The following is a 16,587-nucleotide window of genomic DNA, read 5'->3' as shown; positions in this document are numbered from 1 at the left end:
TGGCGGGCCCACGATCACGCAGGTGGCCGAGGCTGCCGGCGTCTCTCGGGCGACCGTGTCCCGGGTGCTGAACGAGCACCCCTCCGTCGACCCCCTCATCGGGGCGCGCGTGCGGGAGGCGGCGAAGCGCCTGCAGTACCGGCCGAACGTGATCGCGCGCCATCTCTCCACCGGTCGCACCCGGACGATCGCGCTGATCATCCCCGACCTCGGGAACCCGATGTACCAGTCGCTGCTGCGCGGCATCTCGCGCGCCGCCGAGGCCGACGGGTACAGCGTGCTGGTCGCGGAGGCCGGCTCCCCCGACACCGAGGCGACGCTCGCCCGCGATGCGCGCCGCCAGTGCGACGCGATCATGCTGGTCTCCCCGCGCATGGACGACCTCAGCCTCGAGGAGGTCATCGACCAGGCGGATCCCGTCGTTGTCCTGAACCGTCGGCCGCTGAACCCGCGCACCGGGGTCGTCGCGATCGACTACGCGAGCGGCATGCGGCAGCTCGTGGAGCACCTCCACGACCTCGGGCACCGCGACCTGGTCTACGTGGCCGGGCCTCCGCGCAGCGCCGCCCACCGCGAGCGCCTCGCGGCTCTGCACGCGCTCACCGGCGAGGATCCCTCGTTCACGCTGCAGGTGCTGCCCGGCGGGGCGACGATGTCCGCCGGCTACGAGGCGGCGGAGGCAGTGCTCGCCTCGGGGGCGACCGCGGCGCTGGCCTTCAACGACCTGGTCGCCTTCGGCCTGCAGTCCCGGCTCAACGAGTTCGGGGTGGGCGTCCCGCAGGACGTCTCGGTGACCGGCTTCGACGGCATCGAGCTGTCGCGCTTCGCCGTCCCGCGGCTGACCACTGTCGGCCAGGAGCAGCTCGACGCGGGATCGGTCGCCTGGTCCCTGCTGCGCGCCCGCCTCGACGACGCCGACGGCCGGGCCGGCTCCGGCGTGACCGTCCTCGAGCCTCTGCTGCAGGTCGGCGACAGCACCGGTCGCGTGCCGCCCTCCCGGGTGCCGATCGCCCCCGGCGGCGGCGCTGAGGAGTCGCCGCGCCTCGAGGATCTCGCGAATACTCCCTTCGGCTGGGTCAAGGAGGGCCGCGACTGGACCCTCCTCGCGAGCGGGACCCTCCTGGCCGTGGCCGCCTCAGGCCGTTCCATGCCGCCCGTGCACAGCCCGCGGCCGCATCTACATCCGGTGCGCAGCCTCGCGGGCCGCGCCATGACGGTCACCAATCCCAGCGACCATCGGCATCACTTCGGGCTCTCGCTGACGGTGCCCGACGCCAACGGCACCACCTACTGGGGCGGGCGCACCTACGTCGAGGGCCGCGGATCGACGCTGCTGTCCAACCACGGTGTGCAGGAGTCCCTCGAGGAGTCCGTGGACCGCTCCGGCCACGAGCTCACTTCGCGCGTGCAGTGGCGGGCGCACGACGGCGGCGACCTGCTCCGCGAGCAGCGTCGCCTGGGCACCTACCTGCTGCCCGGCCCGCGCGGCTGGGGGCTGCGCTGGCGGAGCCGGCTCCGGCCCGGCGACGGCCCGGTGACCTTCACCAGCCCCGCGAACCGGGGTCGGCTCGGCGCGGGCTACGGCGGGCTGTTCTGGCGGCTGCCGGACGCCGACGAGGTGCGCGTGCTCGTGGAGGGCGGTCGCGGGGAGGCGATGGCCCACGGCTCCCGCAGTCCCTTCGTCATCGTCCAGCGCCGTCACGGCAACGCCTGGAGCAGCCTGGTGATGGTGCAGGACGAGGAGGCGCAGGGACGCCTCGACCCCTGGTTCGTGCGGGCCTCGGACTACCTCGGCGTGGGCACCAGCCTCGCCTGGGACGCCCCGCGCCGGCTGGACCGCGGGGAGCAGCTGGACGTCGTCATGCGCACCGCCGTCCTCGACCATCCGGTGATCAGCGACGAGGTGCCCGAGCTGCTCGCGGCGATCGCCGCGGCGGAGGGCCCGGCTGCTGCCTTCGACTGACCGGTCCTGCCCCCGATCCGCCCCGAGCCGACCCCTCGTCGGCCCCTACCCGCTGCCCGCTGCCCGTGCGAAGGAGCACCATGACCATCGGCCCCACCCCGTCCCTGGCCCGCGTCGGACGCCGCGCCGGGACCCTGCCCTCGGTGTCCCTCGCCCTCGCCGACCCCGCGGTGCGGGAGATCGTGATCGAGCCCGGCGAGTACGTCGAGCAGATCGTGATCGCGCCGCGCGAGGCGCCGCTGCTGATCCGCTCGGCGACGGGCCGCGCCGCGGACGTGCGGATTGTCTTCGGCCTCCACCAAGGGGCACGGGACCGCACCGGCCTGCCGTACGTGCAGGACTGCGCGACGCTCACCGTCGACGCCGACCGCGTCACCCTCCGCGATCTCACCGTCGAGAACTCCTTCGACAAGCGCCTCCACCCCGACTGGCCGGACACCCAGGCGATCGCTCTGCGCACCCGCGGCGACCGGATCCTCGTCGAGCGCTGCCACCTGCTGGGCCAGCAGGACACGGTGCTGCTGGACGCCCCCGGCTGGGCCTCGGTGCGACGCGTCCACCTGCGGGACTGCCTCATCCAGGGCGACGTCGACTTCCTCTACGGACGGGCGACGGCCCTCGTCGAGAGCGGAGAGATCCGCAGCGTCGGCCCCGGATACCTGCTCGCCCCGTCCACGGCCCGGGAGAACCCGCGCGGGATCCTCGTGCACGGCGCACGGCTCACTGCGTCCGACGGGGTCGCGCCGGGGAGCGTCCGTCTCGGGCGCCCGTGGCATCCGGGCGGGAAGCCCGACGCGATCGGGCAGGCGATCGTGAGCGCCTGCACGATCGGCCCGCACGTGGCGACCGAGCCGTGGAGCGAGATGGGCGGCTTCGCCTGGGAAGATGCGCGCCTCGCCGAGCACGGCAACGACTGGGGCGCGCGGACCAGCACCGGCCCGCAGCTGCCCGACGCGCCCGATCCCGCGACCTGGCTCGACCTCCCCGCCCCTGCCGGCGGGAATCCGCGGGTGATCGTGCTGTCCGACTCGACGGCGAGCGAGTACGGACCCGAGCGGGCGCCGCGGGAGGGCTGGGGCATGCGGCTCGGCGCGGCCACCGGGCTGACGGTGCTCAACCGGGCGGTGTCCGGCCGCAGCTCGGTCAGCTTCCTCGCCGAGGGCCATCTCGATCGGGCGCTCGAGGAACTGCGCGCCGGGGACCTGGTGCTCATCGCCTTCGGGCACAACGACCCCAAGGACGACGAACGCTTCGCGGACGTGCACCTCGCCTACCCGACGGCGCTGCGGCGGATGCTCGTAGGTGCGCGGGCCCGCGGCGGCGTCCCGGTGCTGCTCACCCCGATCGAGCGGCGCCGCTTCGAGGACGGCCGCGCGGTCCGCACCCATGGCGGGTACCCGCAGGCCGTCCGCGCCCTCGCGGCCGAGGAGGCGGTCCCGCTGATCGACCTCTCGCAGCTCACGCTCGAGCTGTGGGAAGCCGACGGGGAGGAGAGCTCGAAGCAGGCCTTCCTCTGGCTCGAACCCGGCCGATGGCCCGGATTCCCGGGCGGCGAAAAGGATGACACCCATCTCAGCACCGCCGGGGCCACCCGCGTGGCAGAGCTCGTCGCCGCGGGACTGCGGGAGCTGGGGCTGCTGGAGCAGGGACAGCGTGCGTCGGGGCAGCTCGAGTCGCGGCTGCTCGGGTCGGGAGGGCTGGGGTCGGGGCAACTGCCGTGAGCCCGTCACCGCTGGTCACGGTCCCGTTCACGACGGAGGGGGCCCTGCTGCGCGGGCTCCGGCTGCCGGGACGAGGGCCGGAGGTGCTGCACCTGCACGGCCTCGGCTGCCACGGCGCGGCGAGCTGGGCGCCCTTCGCGGCGCTGCGCGGTCGGGCCGCCCTGATCCCCGATCTGCCGGGGCACGGACGAAGCGATGCGCCGCACGAGTTCGGGTACACGCTTCCGGAATCGGCCGACGCGATCGCCGCGCTCCTCGGCGCCGAGACCGACGGGCCGCGGGAAGTGCTCGGCCACAGCCTCGGCGGCGCGGTCGCCGTGCACCTCGCGGCGCGGCACCCCGAGCTCGTGGAGCGGCTCGTCCTCGTCGAGCCGGCGCTCGACGTGCCCGCCACCGGCCCCGGCCCGGAGGACATGGCCCTCGAGCCCGAGGAGGAGCTGGACCGCGGCGGCTTCGCGAGGATCCTCGCCCGGGAGGTCCCGTGGCGACGCGCGGAGGTGCGCCTGACCGCCCCGCACGCCCTGGTGCGCAGCGCCCGCTCCCTCCTCGACGAGCACGCTGCCGCGACGAACGACCTGCTCGAGCACCTGCGGCAGCCGGTGGTGCTGGTGCGCGGCGGGCACCGCAGCTACGCCCGGCAGGATCGCTTCGACGCCGTCGGGATCCGCTCCGTGCGTCTCCCCGACGCCGCCCACTTCGTCATGCACGACGCCCCCGACGCCCTGCTCAGCGCGCTGGAGGATGCCGCGCCCTGACGGCGGGGCCCTCATGTCCGAGCTCGGCTCGTCGACATGGCCTGTTTCTCCACCACGTCGGGCCCGCGAAAGGTTGAGAAACAGGCCATTGCTCTCCGTGGAGGCGGGGCGACCCCTTTTGTCACGCGGATCCGGGGCGTCGCAGTCCCGCGCCCGGCCTGCCCCGCCCTCTCAGTGGTTCGTGACCGTCCAGCCCTCGCCGCAGGTGCCGCCCATCTCGGATTCCTCGATGCGCACCTCGCGCCCGTCGGCGTCCAGCAGCGGCTGGTAACTCGAGGCGACCTCGCGGCTGCCCACCGGGATGTAGTGCAGGATCAGCGAGCGGCGGAAGCGGTCCTCGGTGGTGTTGGGCTTCGAGCCGTGCACGAGGCTGCCGTGGAAGATCAGCATGTCGCCGGCGCGCATGTCGGTCTGCACGACCGAGAGGTGCTCGGGGATCGACACGGTGATCGAGGTGAAGGACTCCGCGGCGTCGGCGTCCTCGGGGCACTCGATCTCGTAGCGGTGCGTGCCGGGCACGACGCCCAGCGCGCCGTTGTCCCCGTCGCAGTCGTCGACCGCGATCCACGCGGCGATGCAGGTCTCCGGGTGGGACTGCAGGAAGTAGTTGTCCTGGTGCATCGCCTGGCCGCGGGCGCCCGGGGGCTTGAAGTAGAACATCGACTGCGCCGCCCACACCGGGCCCACCACCTCTGCCACCCGGCCCATCACGCGATGCTCGAGCATCCAGCTGCGGGCCATGCGACCGGGTGCGTGGTCGTCGCGATGCGGCTGGATCATCCGCGGGTAGGCGTGGAGGGGGTCACCCTCGGGGGTCTCGTGGAAGGCGCCGCCGGTGCCGTCGGTCTCGATGTGGGTCGTGAAGGCCTCGCGCAGCTCGGTGATCTCCGCGGCGGTGAGGACGCCGCGGAGGTGCACGGCACCAGCGGTCTCGTAGGCGGCAGCGAGGCGAGCGGGATCCGCGGTGGCGGCGTCGACGATCTCGAGGCCGACGGGGGCCTCGACGGGGTGATCGGCCGATCCCGCGACGGCGGTGTCGGCGGAGGGGCTGGTCTGGAGTGTGCTCATGATGTCAGTCTGGCCACCCCGGTCGGCGTCGACCAGGTGAGGGAAGGGCGGAGACATGGATGATCCTGCTGTTGCGAGGCAGGTCCCGGCCGTCGAGTTCCCGGTCCCCGAGGTGGGCCGGGTGGTCGCCGGGGAACTCGCGCAGGAGGCGGACTACCGAGTGCTGCGCTCCCGCGGCACGCCTGACTGGCTGCTGCTGCACACCGTCTCCGGCGCAGGTCTCGTGCACGGGGCCGACGGGAGACGGCTCCGCACCGTCCCCGGGCAGGCGGTGCTGCTGCGACCCGGCACCCTGCAGGACTACGGCACCGATCCCGCGACCGGCACCTGGCGGCTGCTGTATGCGCACGTCCATCCGCCCGCGACCTGGCTCGCGCTGCTGGACTGGCCGGAGGTCTCCCCGGGCCTGGGCACGGTCACGCTCGGTGCCGACGTGGATGCCCGCGTGCAGCAGGCGCTGCGCTCGGCGGCGCGCGCCACGCGCCTCGCCGTCGGCCGACCGGAGCTGTTCGCCCTCAACGGCCTCGAGGCGGCGCTGCTCTGGTACGACTCGCAGAACCCCCGGCGCCACCGGCTCGACGAGCGGGTGCTGCGGGTGCTCGAGCACATCGACGCCCACCTCGACGAGGAGCTCGACGTGCCGCGACTCGCCCGTCTCGCGCACCTCTCGCCCTCGCGGCTCGCACACCTGTTCGCCGCTCAGGTGGGGACCTCGGTACGCGGCTACGTGGAGGCGCAGCGTCTCGAGCTGGCCGCCCGCCTGCTGGAGATGACCCCGGATCCGGTCGCCGAGGTCGCGCGGCGCGTCGGCTATCAGGACCCGCTGTACTTCTCGCGCCGCTTCCGGGCGGCGCACGGGCAGAGCCCCTCGGCGCACCGGGCTCGGCACCGGGTGGGGTGAGAAGGCGAGGCCAGGGCCCGCCCACGCCGAGAACCCCCGCAGAGTGGGGGGAATACGCGAGGCATTCCCCCCCACTCTGCGGGGGTTTCGAGGCGGGCCCGCGGGGGCGGGGGCGCGGCGGGCTCGGGCGCGCGGAGATGCGCCCGGGACCTCAGCGCGGGGCGACCGCGCGGTCCAGGCGCTGCGAGATGTCGGCGAGGACCTCGTCGACGGGCTGCTCAGCAAGGCTCTTCATGAACGGCTCGACCTTCACGGGCCCGGTGTACCCTGCGGCGTGCACGGCCCCGAGGAAACCGTCGAGGTCGATGACTCCGGTGTCGAAGGGCAGGCGGCGGTCGAGGTCCATCTGCTCGTCCCGCTCGCGGTCGGCGCGGGCGTCGTTGATGTCGACGGAGACGATGTCCGCGTCGGTGAGGCCCTCGAGGTCCGCCGCCGACTCCCCCGCGGTGTACCAGTGGTAGCTGTCGAGGATGAGGCCGATGTTGCTCGCCCCGGTCTCGGCGATCAGCTCGCGCGCCTCGCGGATGCCGTGGATGAAGGGGAAGCGCTCGGCGGACCAGAAGGTCTTCGGGCCGATGTACTCCAGGCCCAGGCGCAGGCCGTGGTCGGCGAGGATCTCGGAGACGAGGGCGAGGCGGCCGGCGTGGAGGCGCCAGTTCTCGCGGTGGTCGAGGGCGTCGTGCATGGGGCGGATCCAGGTGCCGACGGCGGTGACCCCCGCGGCGGTGAGGAGCTCGAGGGCGTCGGGCAGGGCACCGAGCGCCTTCCGGAACTCCTCGGCGGAGGAGTCGAGGCCGATGGGCAGGCCGGAGATGCCCCAGCTCAGCCCCTTGGCCTTGACGGCGTCGCCGTGCTCGACGACGGCCTGCAGGCCCCTCTGCTCGAGGAGGGTGCGGAAGTGGCCGGGGTCAGGGTCGACACCCCCGAAGCCGTGCTGGACGGCGAGATCGATGGCGGCGGTGTGGTCCAGGGTGAGCCCGAGTGCGCCGGGCGAGAGGCAGGAGAACATCCCTGTAGCCTAGGCCCCGAACGTTCCCACGTGGTGACCTGACGCACATAGTCCACGGACTGGGACGGCGTCCGAGGCCGGCGAGATCCGCCTGTCGGGAGCGCTCGCCGAGCCGGCGACCCCGGGAGCCGCAACCCGGGGCGGGCCCGATCGTCGATCCGGATCCCGGGAGTGCGGGACCTGTCCCCTATCCCAGCGTGCTGAGCAGGGCGGCCGATGCGACGGCGTTCAGCCCCATATGGAACGCGAGCGGACCCCAGAGTGACTGGTGGAACGTTCGGAGCCACCCCAGGGCGAACCCGAGCGTGAGGTAGTAGGGCACGAGGACGAGGTATCCGTGCACGGCGGCGAAGAGCAGGGCCGTGACCGCGATGCCCGCACGTCGCCCCCAGCGCTCGGATGCTCCGGCCTGCAGCAGACCGCGGAAGAAGAGCTCCTCCCACAGCGGGGTGAGCACCGCGACGGCCACGAACGCCGCGAGGACGATCGGCGGGGAGGCGCCGATCACGATCGACGACGAGCTCCCTCCCGGGAGGTCATCGCCTCGCACGACCACGAAGAGGACAGCCGCCTGGACCGCGATCGCCGCACCGAGGATCACAGGCATCTGCCAGAGCAGGTGGAGCAGTCGCCACCGCGGCGCCACGATGCCCACATCCCGCAGAGCGATCCGCCGCCACCGGAGGACGGCGAGGACCGCTGCGAGAGCGCCCCCGGAGTGGACCAGCAGTCCCACGGCGGTGACTCCGGGAAGCACGTCCCGAGGCGCGGGGTGGGAGAGCAGGACGCCGACCATGCCGGCGGCCGTCACCACCGTGACGAGGACGAGGGAGCCCGCCGCGATCAGCACGGACCGCATGCCTACCGAGGTCGCCCGGGCCGTCGGCGGAGACGAGGCCATCTGGAGATCTGTCATCCCGCCAGTCTGTCGAGGATCGCCCTGCTGGTCGCACGTCGAAGGTCGATACCGGATCAGCCGGGCGGTCACTGCTCCGCTCTCGTCGCGAGAGCGCTGCCGACGCGGACGGCCCCTCCCGCGCCGCCGCGAGGCGGGCCGGAGGGGCCGTCGTGAGGAACCGACGGCCCGACCGGTCGACGGAGCGACCGTCGGCCCGTCGGTCGGACTCAGGCGTCGATGACCACGGCCATCACCGCGGGCTCGCGGCGGTAGGTGCGGCGCAGGTGGGTGCTGACGGTCTCGACGACGATCTCTTCGATCTTCGCGATGTCGTCGATGCCGTCGGTCCGGGTCTGGACGAGGGCCTTCTCGACCTGCGCGGCGGCGCCCTGGAAGGTCTTCTTGTCGTGGACGAAGCCCTTGGTGAGGAACTCGACCGGCTCGACCGGCTTGTGGGTCTTCGGGTCGATCAGCGCGACCACGGTGACCACGCCGCCGCCGGAGAGCAGCCGGCGCTCGGCGAGGGTGTCCTCGGTGGCGGCGCCGATGGTCTGCCCGTCGACGTACACGAGCCCGGCCTCGACCTTGCCGGAGATCTTCGCCTGGCCGGCGATGAGGTCGACGGTCACGCCGTCCTGCGCGATGACCACGTTCTTCTCGGGGATGCCGGTCTTCCGCGCCAGCTCGGCGTTGGCGTGGAGGTGCTTGGACTCGCCGTGCACCGGCATGACGTTCTTCGGCTTGACGATGTTGTAGCAGTACACGAGCTCGCCGGCGCTCGCGTGGCCGGAGACGTGGACCTTCGCGTTGCCCTTGTGGACGATGTTCGCGCCCAGGTCGGTGAGCTTGTTGATGATCCCGTAGATCGCGTTCTCGTTGCCGGGGATCAACGAGGAGGCCATGAGCACGGTGTCGCCCTCGCCCACCTGGATCTGGTGGTCGCCGTTGGCCATGCGGGCCAGCGCCGCCATCGGCTCGCCCTGGGAGCCGGTGCAGATCAGGGTGACCTTGTGGTCGGGCATCGACTGGATCTTGCGGAAGTCGACGACGAGACCCCTGGGGATGTCGAGGTAGTCGAGGTCGGCGGCGATCTTCATGTTGCGTACCATCGAGCGGCCGACGAAGGCGACCTTCCGGCCGGCGGCGTGCGCGGCGTCGAGCACCTGCTGGATGCGGTGCACGTGACTGGCGAAGCTCGAGACGATGATGCGGCGCGGCGACGTGGCGAACACCCGGTCGATCGCGGGGGTGAGCTCCCGCTCGCTCATGGTGAAGCCGGGGACCTCGGCATTGGTGGAGTCGGTGAGGAAGAGGTCCACGCCCTCCTCGCCGAGTCGCGCGAAGGCCCGCAGGTCGGTGATGCGGCCGTCGAGCGGGAACTGGTCCATCTTGAAATCGCCGGTGCACAGCACGGTCCCGGCCTTGGTGCGGATGAACACCGCGAGGCTGTCCGGGATGGAGTGGTTCACGGCCACGAACTCGAGGTCGAAGACCCCGGCGCGATGCTTCTGCCCCGCCTCGACCTGCACGGTCTTGGGGGTGATGCGGTGCTCCTTGAGCTTCGCGGTGAGGAAGGCGAGGGTCAGCTCGGAGCCGATCAGCGGAATGTCCGCGCGCTCCTTGAGCAGGTACGGGACACCGCCGATGTGGTCCTCGTGGCCGTGGGTGAGGACGATGCACTCGATGTCCTGGAGGCGGTCACGGATCGAGGTGAAGTCCGGGAGGATCACGTCGATGCCGGGCTGGTGCTCCTCGGGGAAGAGCACGCCGCAGTCGACGATCATCAGCTTGCCGGCGTGCTCGAACACCGTCATGTTGCGGCCGACCTCGCCGAGGCCGCCGAGCGGGGTGATGCGCATGCCGTTCTTCGGCAGGCGCGGCGGAGCGGAGAGCTTGGTGCGGGGGGAGGGCATGGAGGAGGTTTCCTTCGACGGAGGGACAGGGACAGAGGTCTGTGGTGGAGCGCGCGGGATCGGGTCCCGCTGCGGCGTCCGCCCCTTCAACGTACGGGGTCTGGGCGCAGATCCCGCCTTCTGGGCCGGAACCGACACGAGAATCACCTTTCGCGGGGCGGATCTGCCACCATGGCGACGGCCGCGGGCCGGGGAGACACCCCGCGCCGCCGCGACGGGAAGGGCGTGAGGCAGTGGGAGCACGACGCACCGGAGGCACCGTTCCGGGGGTGCGGAGCGGCGGGTCGGCCGACGGGGGCACCGGCCCGCTCGTGCCCCGCCCGCTCCTGTCCCGCCGCGCGCTCGCCCGCACGGCGGTCGCGCTCACGGCCGTCCCCGTCCTCCCCGCTCTCGCGGCCTGCACCGAGGACGCCGACGGCTCGAGCGTCGTCTACGTCGCCGACCCGACCCCCTCGACCGTGCTCCCCGCCGCCTCGCCCGCGGCGACGGCGCTCTCGCTGATCGCCTTACTGGTCGAGTCCGCGGAGGTGGTCGCGATCGCCCCCGCCGAGGCGGCCGACGCCCTCGCCGCGCTCACCGGGCCGGCGCGGCTGCCGCTGCTCGTCGGCCCCGACGGGGAGATCACCGAGGAGCAGCTGGGCGAGGAGCTGGACCGGCTCGGGGCGCGCACCCTCGTCGTCCCGGAGGGCCACGCTCCCGGCGTGCTCGGGGAGAGCCGCGACCTGGTCGAGGTGGACCTCGCCGCGGAGGATCCCTCCGCCGACCTGCCGACGGTCACCGTCGGCGCCGCCCCCGAACGACTCACCCTGCTGCTGGACCCGGAGCAGGCCCTGCCCGCCGCGCCGGTCGCGTCGGCCCTGGTCACCGCCGCCGGCGGGACCGTCGCCCAGGTGCCCGGCGGGCAGCTGGGCCGGAGCTCCGATTCCGTGGCCGCGGCCCGTGCCGCCGTCGGCGATGATCCGACGACGGGCGTGCTCGCCCTCGGCGAGAGCTTCGGCGCGAGCGACGGCCTCGCCGGCGCCCTCGAGCGCGCCGCGACGACCCCGGAGCTGCCGGGCGGAGGGCAGATCGCCTTCCCCGGTCGGCGGATGGTCGCGGCCTACGGCTCCCCCGGCGTGCCCTCGCTGGGGATCCTCGGTGAGCAGGGGCTCGACGAGACGATCGCCCGCACGCAGCAGCTCGCCGCCGACTACCAGGGACTCACCGACGAGCTGGTGATCCCCGCCTTCGAGATCATCGCGACGATCGCCGCGGACATGCCCGGCGGCGACGGCGACTACTCGCGGGAGCTCTCCGTGGACTCGCTGCGGGAATGGGTCGACGCGGCGGGCGAGGCCGGGGTGTACGTGGTGCTGGATCTCCAGCCCGGCACCACCGACTTCCTCACCCAGGCGCAGCGCTACGAGGAGCTGCTGCTCGAGCCGCACGTCGGCCTCGCTCTGGACTCCGAGTGGCGGCTGAAGCCCGGCCAGAAGCACCTCGAGCAGATCGGCTCGGTCACCGGGGCGGAGGTGAACTCGGTGGTCACGTGGCTGGCGGACCTCACCGCCGAGCACGGCCTGCCGCAGAAGCTGCTGATCCTGCACCAGTTCACGCTGCGGATGATCACCGAGCGGGAGACGATCGACACCTCCCGGACGGAGCTCGCGATCACCCTCCACGCCGACGGCCACGGCGCGCCCGGCGACAAGCTCGCCACCTGGAACGCCTTGCAGCAGGGCCTGCCGGAGGGGATCTTCATGGCGTGGAAGAACTTCTACGACGAGGACTCCCCCACCTTCACGCCCGAGGAGACCTACGCTGTCGAGCCGCGGCCCTGGTTCGTGTCGTACCAGTAAGCGGGCTCGCCGCGGCGCTGCGGAGAGACGACCGGGAGAAGACCTGACGGCGCCGGCCGCCCCGCGGAGGGGCGACCGGCGCCGTCGGACGTCCGAGCGGCGGTCAGTCCCCGACGGACCCGCTCTCGAGCAGGGCGTCGAGCGTCGAGTACCCCTCGTTCACGCCGACCTCCATGCCGCTCTCGAGCATCGCGGCGCGCGCCTCGAAGGAGTCGAGGAGGGACGTGCTGTGCATGCGGGTCCAGCCGTCGCCGAGATCCTCGAAGGTCATCGTGTCCAGAGAGACGCCGTCGGGGAAGCCGTCGAAGGTGAAGGTCTGCACGAGGCGGTCCTCGCGGACCTCGTGGAAGCAGCCGTGGAAGGAGTACTCCTCCTGCGACTCGCGGTCGATGTTGGTGAAGGCCCAGGAGCCGCCAGTGCGGGCGTCCCAGTGGTCGATGCGGGTGTCGAGGCTCTTGGGGCCGCACCACGCCGCGTAGATCTCGGGGTCGGTGTGGGCGCGGACCAGCTGCGCGGCGCTCGCCCGGAAGTCCCGGGTGATGCGGATCAGGGGCAGCTCGGGGTCGGCCTCGATGGCGGCCGTGCTGAAGCGGTCGGTGGTGGTCATGACGGGGTCTCCTCGGTGTCGGTGCTGCTGAGCTCTGCCAGCGCCTCGTCGAGCCGGGACATCCGGGCCTCGGCGGCAATACGGTGGCGGTCGATCCAGGCGGTCAGCTCCCCGAGCACCTCGGCGTGGAGGTGGACGGGGCGCCGTTGGGCGTCGCGCCGGCGGGTGACCAGGCCGGCGGACTCGAGGACCGCGAGGTGCTTGCTCACGGCCTGCAGCGAGATGTCGTAGGGAGCGGCGAGCTCGCCCACGGTGGCGTCACCGAGGGTCAGGCGGGAGACGAGATCCCGCCGCGTGGGGTCGGCCAGGGCGGCGAAGGCCTTCGAGAGATCGTCGGCGTCCATCACCCTCCCGTTCCTCAACCATCTGGTTGATAACCATCACGGTACGCTCCGTGAGCAGGGTCGTCAACCCCTGGGTTGAGAAAGGGCCGGCACCCCGGGGATACCTCCCCGGAGTGCCGGCCCATCAGCCGTTCCGCCCGTTGGCCCGTTGGCCCATTGGCCCGTTGGCCCGTTGGCCCGTTGGCCCGTTGGCCCGTCGGCCGCAGCCTGCGCCTCAGCCGAGCTGCAGCTGCACCGTCGCCACCGAGTGCGGGGGCAGGGTCACCTCGAGCCCGGACGGGTGCTCGCGCACGTCCGTGAGCGGCGCGGGCGCGACGGCGTCGGGCTGCTCCGGGGTGTTGTGCGCGGCGGTCGAGGCGCCGGTCAGCACGGTCGCGGTGTGGCCCACCACCTCGCGGCCGCGCAGGTCCAGCACCAGGGTGCGGGGCTCGGCGGCGTCGAGGTTCGAGAGGGAGACCAGCGCGGTGCCCTCCTCGGCGCGCAGCGAGGCGGAGGCGGAGATGCGGGGCAGCACCCGCCCGTCGACCACCTCGGACTCCTCGGGCAGGAGCACATGGGCCTCGAGCGCGGCGGCGTCCTGGTGCCCCGCGTTCATGGCGAACACGTGGTAGGTCGGCGTGAGCACGAGCGCGCCGGTGTCCGGGTCGGTGAGGATCATCGCCTGCAGCACGTTCACGGTCTGCGCGATGTTCGCCATGATCAGGCGGTCCGCGTGACGATGGAAGCCGTCGAAATGGATCGAGGCGACCAGGGCGTCGCGCACGGTGTTCTGCTGGTACAGGAAGCCCGGGTTGGTGCCCGGCTCCACGTTCCACCAGGTGCCCCACTCGTCCAGGACCAGGCCCACCTTGCGGTGCGGGTCGTAGCGGTCCATGACGGTGGCGTGGCGGGCCACGTGCTCCTCCGCGCGGGCGGCGCGGGCGAGGGTCAGGTACCACTCGTCCTCGGTGAACTCGGTGGCCGAGCCCTTGTCCGACCACGGCCCCGACATCGTGTAGTAGTGCAGGGAGATGGCCTGGTACGGACCGGCCTTCCCGTCGGCGTGCTCGACTTTCGTGACCGCGCGCATGAGCGATTCGGTCCAGGCGAGGTCGCCGTCGGAGGCGCCGGCCGCGATGCGGGTGACCTGGTTCCCGGCATGGTCACGGACGAAGGTCGAGTACTGACGCGCGAGCGCCGCGTAGTCCTCGGCGCGCATGTTCCCGCCGCAGCCCCAGGACTCGTTGCCGATCCCGAAGAACGGCACCTTCCACGGCTCGTCGCGACCGTTCGCCCGGCGCAGTGCCGCCATCGGCGAATCATCCTCGCGCGTCAGGTACTCGATCCACTCGCTCATCTCCTGCACCGTGCCCGAGCCGACGTTCCCGTTCACGTACGCCTCGGTGCCCAGCAGCTCGACCAGGTCCAGGAACTCGTGGGTGCCGAAGGAGTTGTCCTCCACCACGTCACCCCAGTGGGAGTTCACCATCCGCGGCCGCTGCTCGCGCGGGCCGATGCCGTCCTTCCAGTGGTACTCATCCGCGAAACAGCCGCCCGGCCAGCGCAGGTTCGGGATATGCAGCGCACGCAGCGCCGCCACCACATCGTCCCGGATGCCGCGGGTGTTCGGAATCTCCGAGTCCTCCCCGACGAAGAACCCGCCGTAGATGCACCGACCCAGATGCTCGGCGAAATGGCCATACAGATGCCGGGAGATCGTGGCCCCGGGCAGGTCCAGGTCCACCACGACCCGGGCGGGTCCCGTGGTGCGGCGGGCGCTGGGTCCGGTGGACCCGCCGGCGGGGGTGGTCAGCGCGGAGACGAGGTCGCTCGCGAGGGTGGGCGTGTTCTCGGTCATCGGTGCAGGTGCTCCTGTTCAGGGGCCGACGGGTCAGCGGCGGGCGAGGCGGACGAGGGACCAGGAGATCGCGGGGAGGGAGCCGACGAGCCGGCCGTCCTCGAGCGCGATGGAGTCGTTCGCCGCGGGGACAACGGTCTCCGGGGCGTCCTGGGTGTTGGCGGCGTAGGGGTCCTCGTGGTGGAGGGTCACGGCCTCGACCAGCTCGAGGTCGCCGAAGGAGGAGAGATCGGCGGCGAGCGCGAGCTCCTCGTCGGCCCCGCGGTTCACGACGAACACGCTGAGCGCACCGGACTGCTCGTCCCAGGTGGCGACGGCGTCGCCGGAGGTGCTGCTGCCGAAGCGGGGGTTCTCGAAGCGCGGCGAGCTGAGGCGCACGTCGAGCACCTCGCCGCGGGCGTGCGCGGAGGTGAGGGCGAAGGGATGGAAGGTGGTCTGCTTCCAGGCGTCCCCGCCGGGGGCGGTCATGATCGGGGCGATCACGTTGACCAGCTGGGCGAGGGAGGCGGAGGCGACGCGGTCGCTGTGGCGCAGCAGGGAGATCAGCAGGTTGCCGAAGACCACCGCGTCCATCGCGTTGTAGGTGTCCTCGAGCAGCACGGGCGCGACGGGCCAGTCATCGCCGCTCGGCGGGCGGGACTCGGCGCGGTGCTGGTACCAGATGTTCCACTCGTCGAAGCTGATCATGATCCGCTTCTCGCGCTTGAGCTTCGCGCGCACGTGATCGGCGGTCGCGACGACGGAGTCGATGAAGTGGTCCATGTCGTCGGCCGAAGCGAGGAAGGAGGCCTGGTCGCCGTCCTTCTCCGAGTAGTAGGCGTGGGCGGAGATCATGTCGACGAGGTCGTAGGACTCCGTCAGGACGGTGTTCTCCCAGGCCGCGAAGGTCTCCATCGAGGAGCTGGAGGAGCCGCAGGCGATGAGCTCGAGCTCCGGGTCCTCCTGCTTCATCAGCCGGGCCGCCTCGGTGGCGATGCGCGCGTACTCCTCGGCGGTCTTGTGGCCGGCCTGCCAGGGTCCGTCCATCTCGTTGCCGAGGCACCACATCCGGATGCCGTAGGGCTCCTCATGGCCGTTCTCGGCGCGCTGGTCCGAGAGCGCGATACCGGTGGGGGCGTTCGCGTACTGCAGGACGTCGAGCGCCTCCTCGATGCCGCGGGTGCCGAGGTTCACGGCGTACATCGGCTCGACCTCGGCCTTCTTCGCCCATGCCATGAACTCGTCGAGGCCCACGGTGTTCGGCTCGGTGGAGTGCCAGGCGAGGTCGTGCCGGGCGGGGCGCTCCTCGACGGGGCCGACGCCGTCCTCCCAGCGGTAGCCGGAGACGAAGTTGCCGCCCGGGTAGCGCACGGAGCTCACGCCGAGCTCGCGGGTGAGGGCGAGGACGTCGGCGCGGAAGCCGTCGGCGTCGGCGCTCGGGTGCTCGGGTTCGTAGATGCCGGTGTAGACGCACCGGCCCAGGTGCTCGACGAAGGCGCCGAAGGTGCGGCGGCGCACGGGGGCGACGCGGAAGGCGGGGTTCAGGGTGAGTGCGAGGGTCGAGGCCACAGTGAGGATCCTTCGGGGGCGGGGCCGGGTCGCGACGATGCGACGGACCGGGCCGGGCGGGGCTGAGCGGGCGCTGCAGAACGGGTGGTGCCGCCCGAGTTCTACAACGTTGCAAACAAGCCTGTCACAGGGCGGGCGGCGAGTCAACGGACATTCTCCCCTCGTCCGGCCCGGCAGACCGTCCC

At 72.4% G+C, this 16,587-nt stretch carries 13 protein-coding genes; 5 read left to right on the top strand and 8 right to left on the bottom strand.

The window, feature by feature from the left end; translation table 11 throughout:
• The first annotated feature begins 22 nt into the window (after window positions 1-22).
• The 3 genes from ACZCAH_RS12550 to ACZCAH_RS12540 all read left to right on the top strand — a co-directional run bounded on the left by ACZCAH_RS12550 (window position 23) and on the right by ACZCAH_RS12540 (window position 4,439).
• On the top strand, window positions 23-1,963 hold the full coding sequence (locus ACZCAH_RS12550) for a DUF6807 family protein (protein ID WP_464341394.1): 1,941 nt from the start codon (window positions 23-25) through the stop codon (window positions 1,961-1,963).
• Between the two features lie 80 nt (window positions 1,964-2,043).
• On the top strand, window positions 2,044-3,684 hold the full coding sequence (locus ACZCAH_RS12545; protein ID WP_464341393.1) for a pectinesterase family protein: 1,641 nt from the start codon (window positions 2,044-2,046) through the stop codon (window positions 3,682-3,684).
• Window positions 3,681-4,439, top strand: a complete 759-nt coding sequence (locus tag ACZCAH_RS12540; RefSeq protein ID WP_464341392.1) for an alpha/beta fold hydrolase — start codon at window positions 3,681-3,683, stop codon at window positions 4,437-4,439. Before ACZCAH_RS12545 ends, ACZCAH_RS12540 begins: the two co-directional genes overlap by 4 nt.
• Before the next feature lie 171 nt (window positions 4,440-4,610).
• Here ACZCAH_RS12540 and ACZCAH_RS12535 read toward each other — a convergent pair whose 3' ends face one another.
• Window positions 4,611-5,507, bottom strand: a complete 897-nt coding sequence (locus ACZCAH_RS12535; RefSeq protein ID WP_464341391.1) for a phytanoyl-CoA dioxygenase family protein — start codon at window positions 5,505-5,507, stop codon at window positions 4,611-4,613.
• A 55-nt stretch (window positions 5,508-5,562) separates the two neighbouring features.
• On the opposite strand from ACZCAH_RS12535, the gene ACZCAH_RS12530 reads away from it, so the two are divergent.
• Window positions 5,563-6,408, top strand: coding sequence for a helix-turn-helix domain-containing protein (locus tag ACZCAH_RS12530; RefSeq protein WP_464341390.1), 846 nt, complete (start codon window positions 5,563-5,565; stop codon window positions 6,406-6,408).
• Window positions 6,409-6,559: 151 nt separating this feature from the next.
• On the opposite strand, the gene ACZCAH_RS12525 is transcribed toward ACZCAH_RS12530, so the two are convergent.
• The 3 genes from ACZCAH_RS12525 to ACZCAH_RS12515 all read right to left on the bottom strand — a co-directional run bounded on the left by ACZCAH_RS12525 (window position 6,560) and on the right by ACZCAH_RS12515 (window position 10,228).
• Window positions 6,560-7,417 (bottom strand): sugar phosphate isomerase/epimerase family protein, encoded by an 858-nt coding sequence (locus ACZCAH_RS12525; RefSeq protein WP_464341389.1) that lies wholly within the window; start codon window positions 7,415-7,417, stop codon window positions 6,560-6,562.
• A 187-nt stretch (window positions 7,418-7,604) separates the two neighbouring features.
• Complete coding sequence (locus tag ACZCAH_RS12520) at window positions 7,605-8,333, bottom strand: lysostaphin resistance A-like protein (RefSeq protein ID WP_464341388.1); 729 nt, start codon at window positions 8,331-8,333, stop codon at window positions 7,605-7,607.
• Window positions 8,334-8,542: 209 nt separating this feature from the next.
• On the bottom strand, window positions 8,543-10,228 hold the full coding sequence (locus ACZCAH_RS12515; protein ID WP_464341387.1) for a ribonuclease J: 1,686 nt from the start codon (window positions 10,226-10,228) through the stop codon (window positions 8,543-8,545).
• A gap of 311 nt (window positions 10,229-10,539) precedes the next feature.
• Here ACZCAH_RS12515 and ACZCAH_RS12510 point away from each other — a divergent pair, with 311 nt between their 5' ends.
• The gene (locus ACZCAH_RS12510) at window positions 10,540-12,066 is read left to right on the top strand and encodes a hypothetical protein (protein ID WP_464341386.1); all 1,527 of its coding nucleotides are present in this window, start codon (window positions 10,540-10,542) and stop codon (window positions 12,064-12,066) included.
• 103 nt (window positions 12,067-12,169) lie between these two features.
• On the opposite strand, the gene ACZCAH_RS12505 is transcribed toward ACZCAH_RS12510, so the two are convergent.
• From ACZCAH_RS12505 to arfA, 4 genes are all read right to left on the bottom strand, one after another.
• Window positions 12,170-12,673 carry an SRPBCC family protein gene (locus ACZCAH_RS12505; RefSeq protein WP_464341385.1) on the bottom strand — a complete coding sequence of 168 codons (504 nt, stop codon included), beginning with the start codon at window positions 12,671-12,673 and terminating at the stop codon, window positions 12,170-12,172.
• Entirely contained in the window at window positions 12,670-13,017 is a 348-nt protein-coding gene (locus ACZCAH_RS12500) for an ArsR/SmtB family transcription factor (protein WP_329746190.1), read from the bottom strand. The genes ACZCAH_RS12505 and ACZCAH_RS12500 overlap by 4 nt, the downstream gene beginning before the upstream one ends.
• A 214-nt stretch (window positions 13,018-13,231) precedes the next feature.
• Window positions 13,232-14,854: an alpha-N-arabinofuranosidase gene (locus ACZCAH_RS12495; RefSeq protein ID WP_464341384.1), complete on the bottom strand. Its 1,623-nt coding sequence runs from the start codon at window positions 14,852-14,854 to the stop codon at window positions 13,232-13,234.
• A gap of 33 nt (window positions 14,855-14,887) precedes the next feature.
• Window positions 14,888-16,402 (bottom strand): arabinosylfuranosidase ArfA, encoded by a 1,515-nt coding sequence (gene arfA, locus ACZCAH_RS12490; RefSeq protein WP_464341383.1) that lies wholly within the window; start codon window positions 16,400-16,402, stop codon window positions 14,888-14,890.
• Window positions 16,403-16,587 lie beyond the last annotated feature (185 nt).

This window comes from Brachybacterium sp. B718/18 (assembly GCF_055454375.1).
The sequence above is the reverse complement of the archived record's forward strand: the minus strand, read 5'-3'. Positions and strand labels throughout refer to the sequence as shown.

Bases quoted from the DNA above. Each gene is read 5' to 3' on its own strand.
- ACZCAH_RS12530 (WP_464341390.1), top strand. From the start codon at position 5,563: ATGGATGATCCTGCTGTTGCGAGGCAGGTCCCGGCCGTCGAGTTCCCG.
- ACZCAH_RS12500 (WP_329746190.1), bottom strand. From the start codon at position 13,017: ATGGACGCCGACGATCTCTCGAAGGCCTTCGCCGCCCTGGCCGACCCC.
- ACZCAH_RS12495 (WP_464341384.1), bottom strand. From the start codon at position 14,854: ATGACCGAGAACACGCCCACCCTCGCGAGCGACCTCGTCTCCGCGCTG.
- ACZCAH_RS12515 (WP_464341387.1), bottom strand. From the start codon at position 10,228: ATGCCCTCCCCCCGCACCAAGCTCTCCGCTCCGCCGCGCCTGCCGAAG.
- ACZCAH_RS12545 (WP_464341393.1), top strand. From the start codon at position 2,044: ATGACCATCGGCCCCACCCCGTCCCTGGCCCGCGTCGGACGCCGCGCC.
- ACZCAH_RS12525 (WP_464341389.1), bottom strand. From the start codon at position 7,417: ATGTTCTCCTGCCTCTCGCCCGGCGCACTCGGGCTCACCCTGGACCAC.
- ACZCAH_RS12535 (WP_464341391.1), bottom strand. From the start codon at position 5,507: ATGAGCACACTCCAGACCAGCCCCTCCGCCGACACCGCCGTCGCGGGA.
- ACZCAH_RS12520 (WP_464341388.1), bottom strand. From the start codon at position 8,333: ATGACAGATCTCCAGATGGCCTCGTCTCCGCCGACGGCCCGGGCGACC.
- ACZCAH_RS12505 (WP_464341385.1), bottom strand. From the start codon at position 12,673: ATGACCACCACCGACCGCTTCAGCACGGCCGCCATCGAGGCCGACCCC.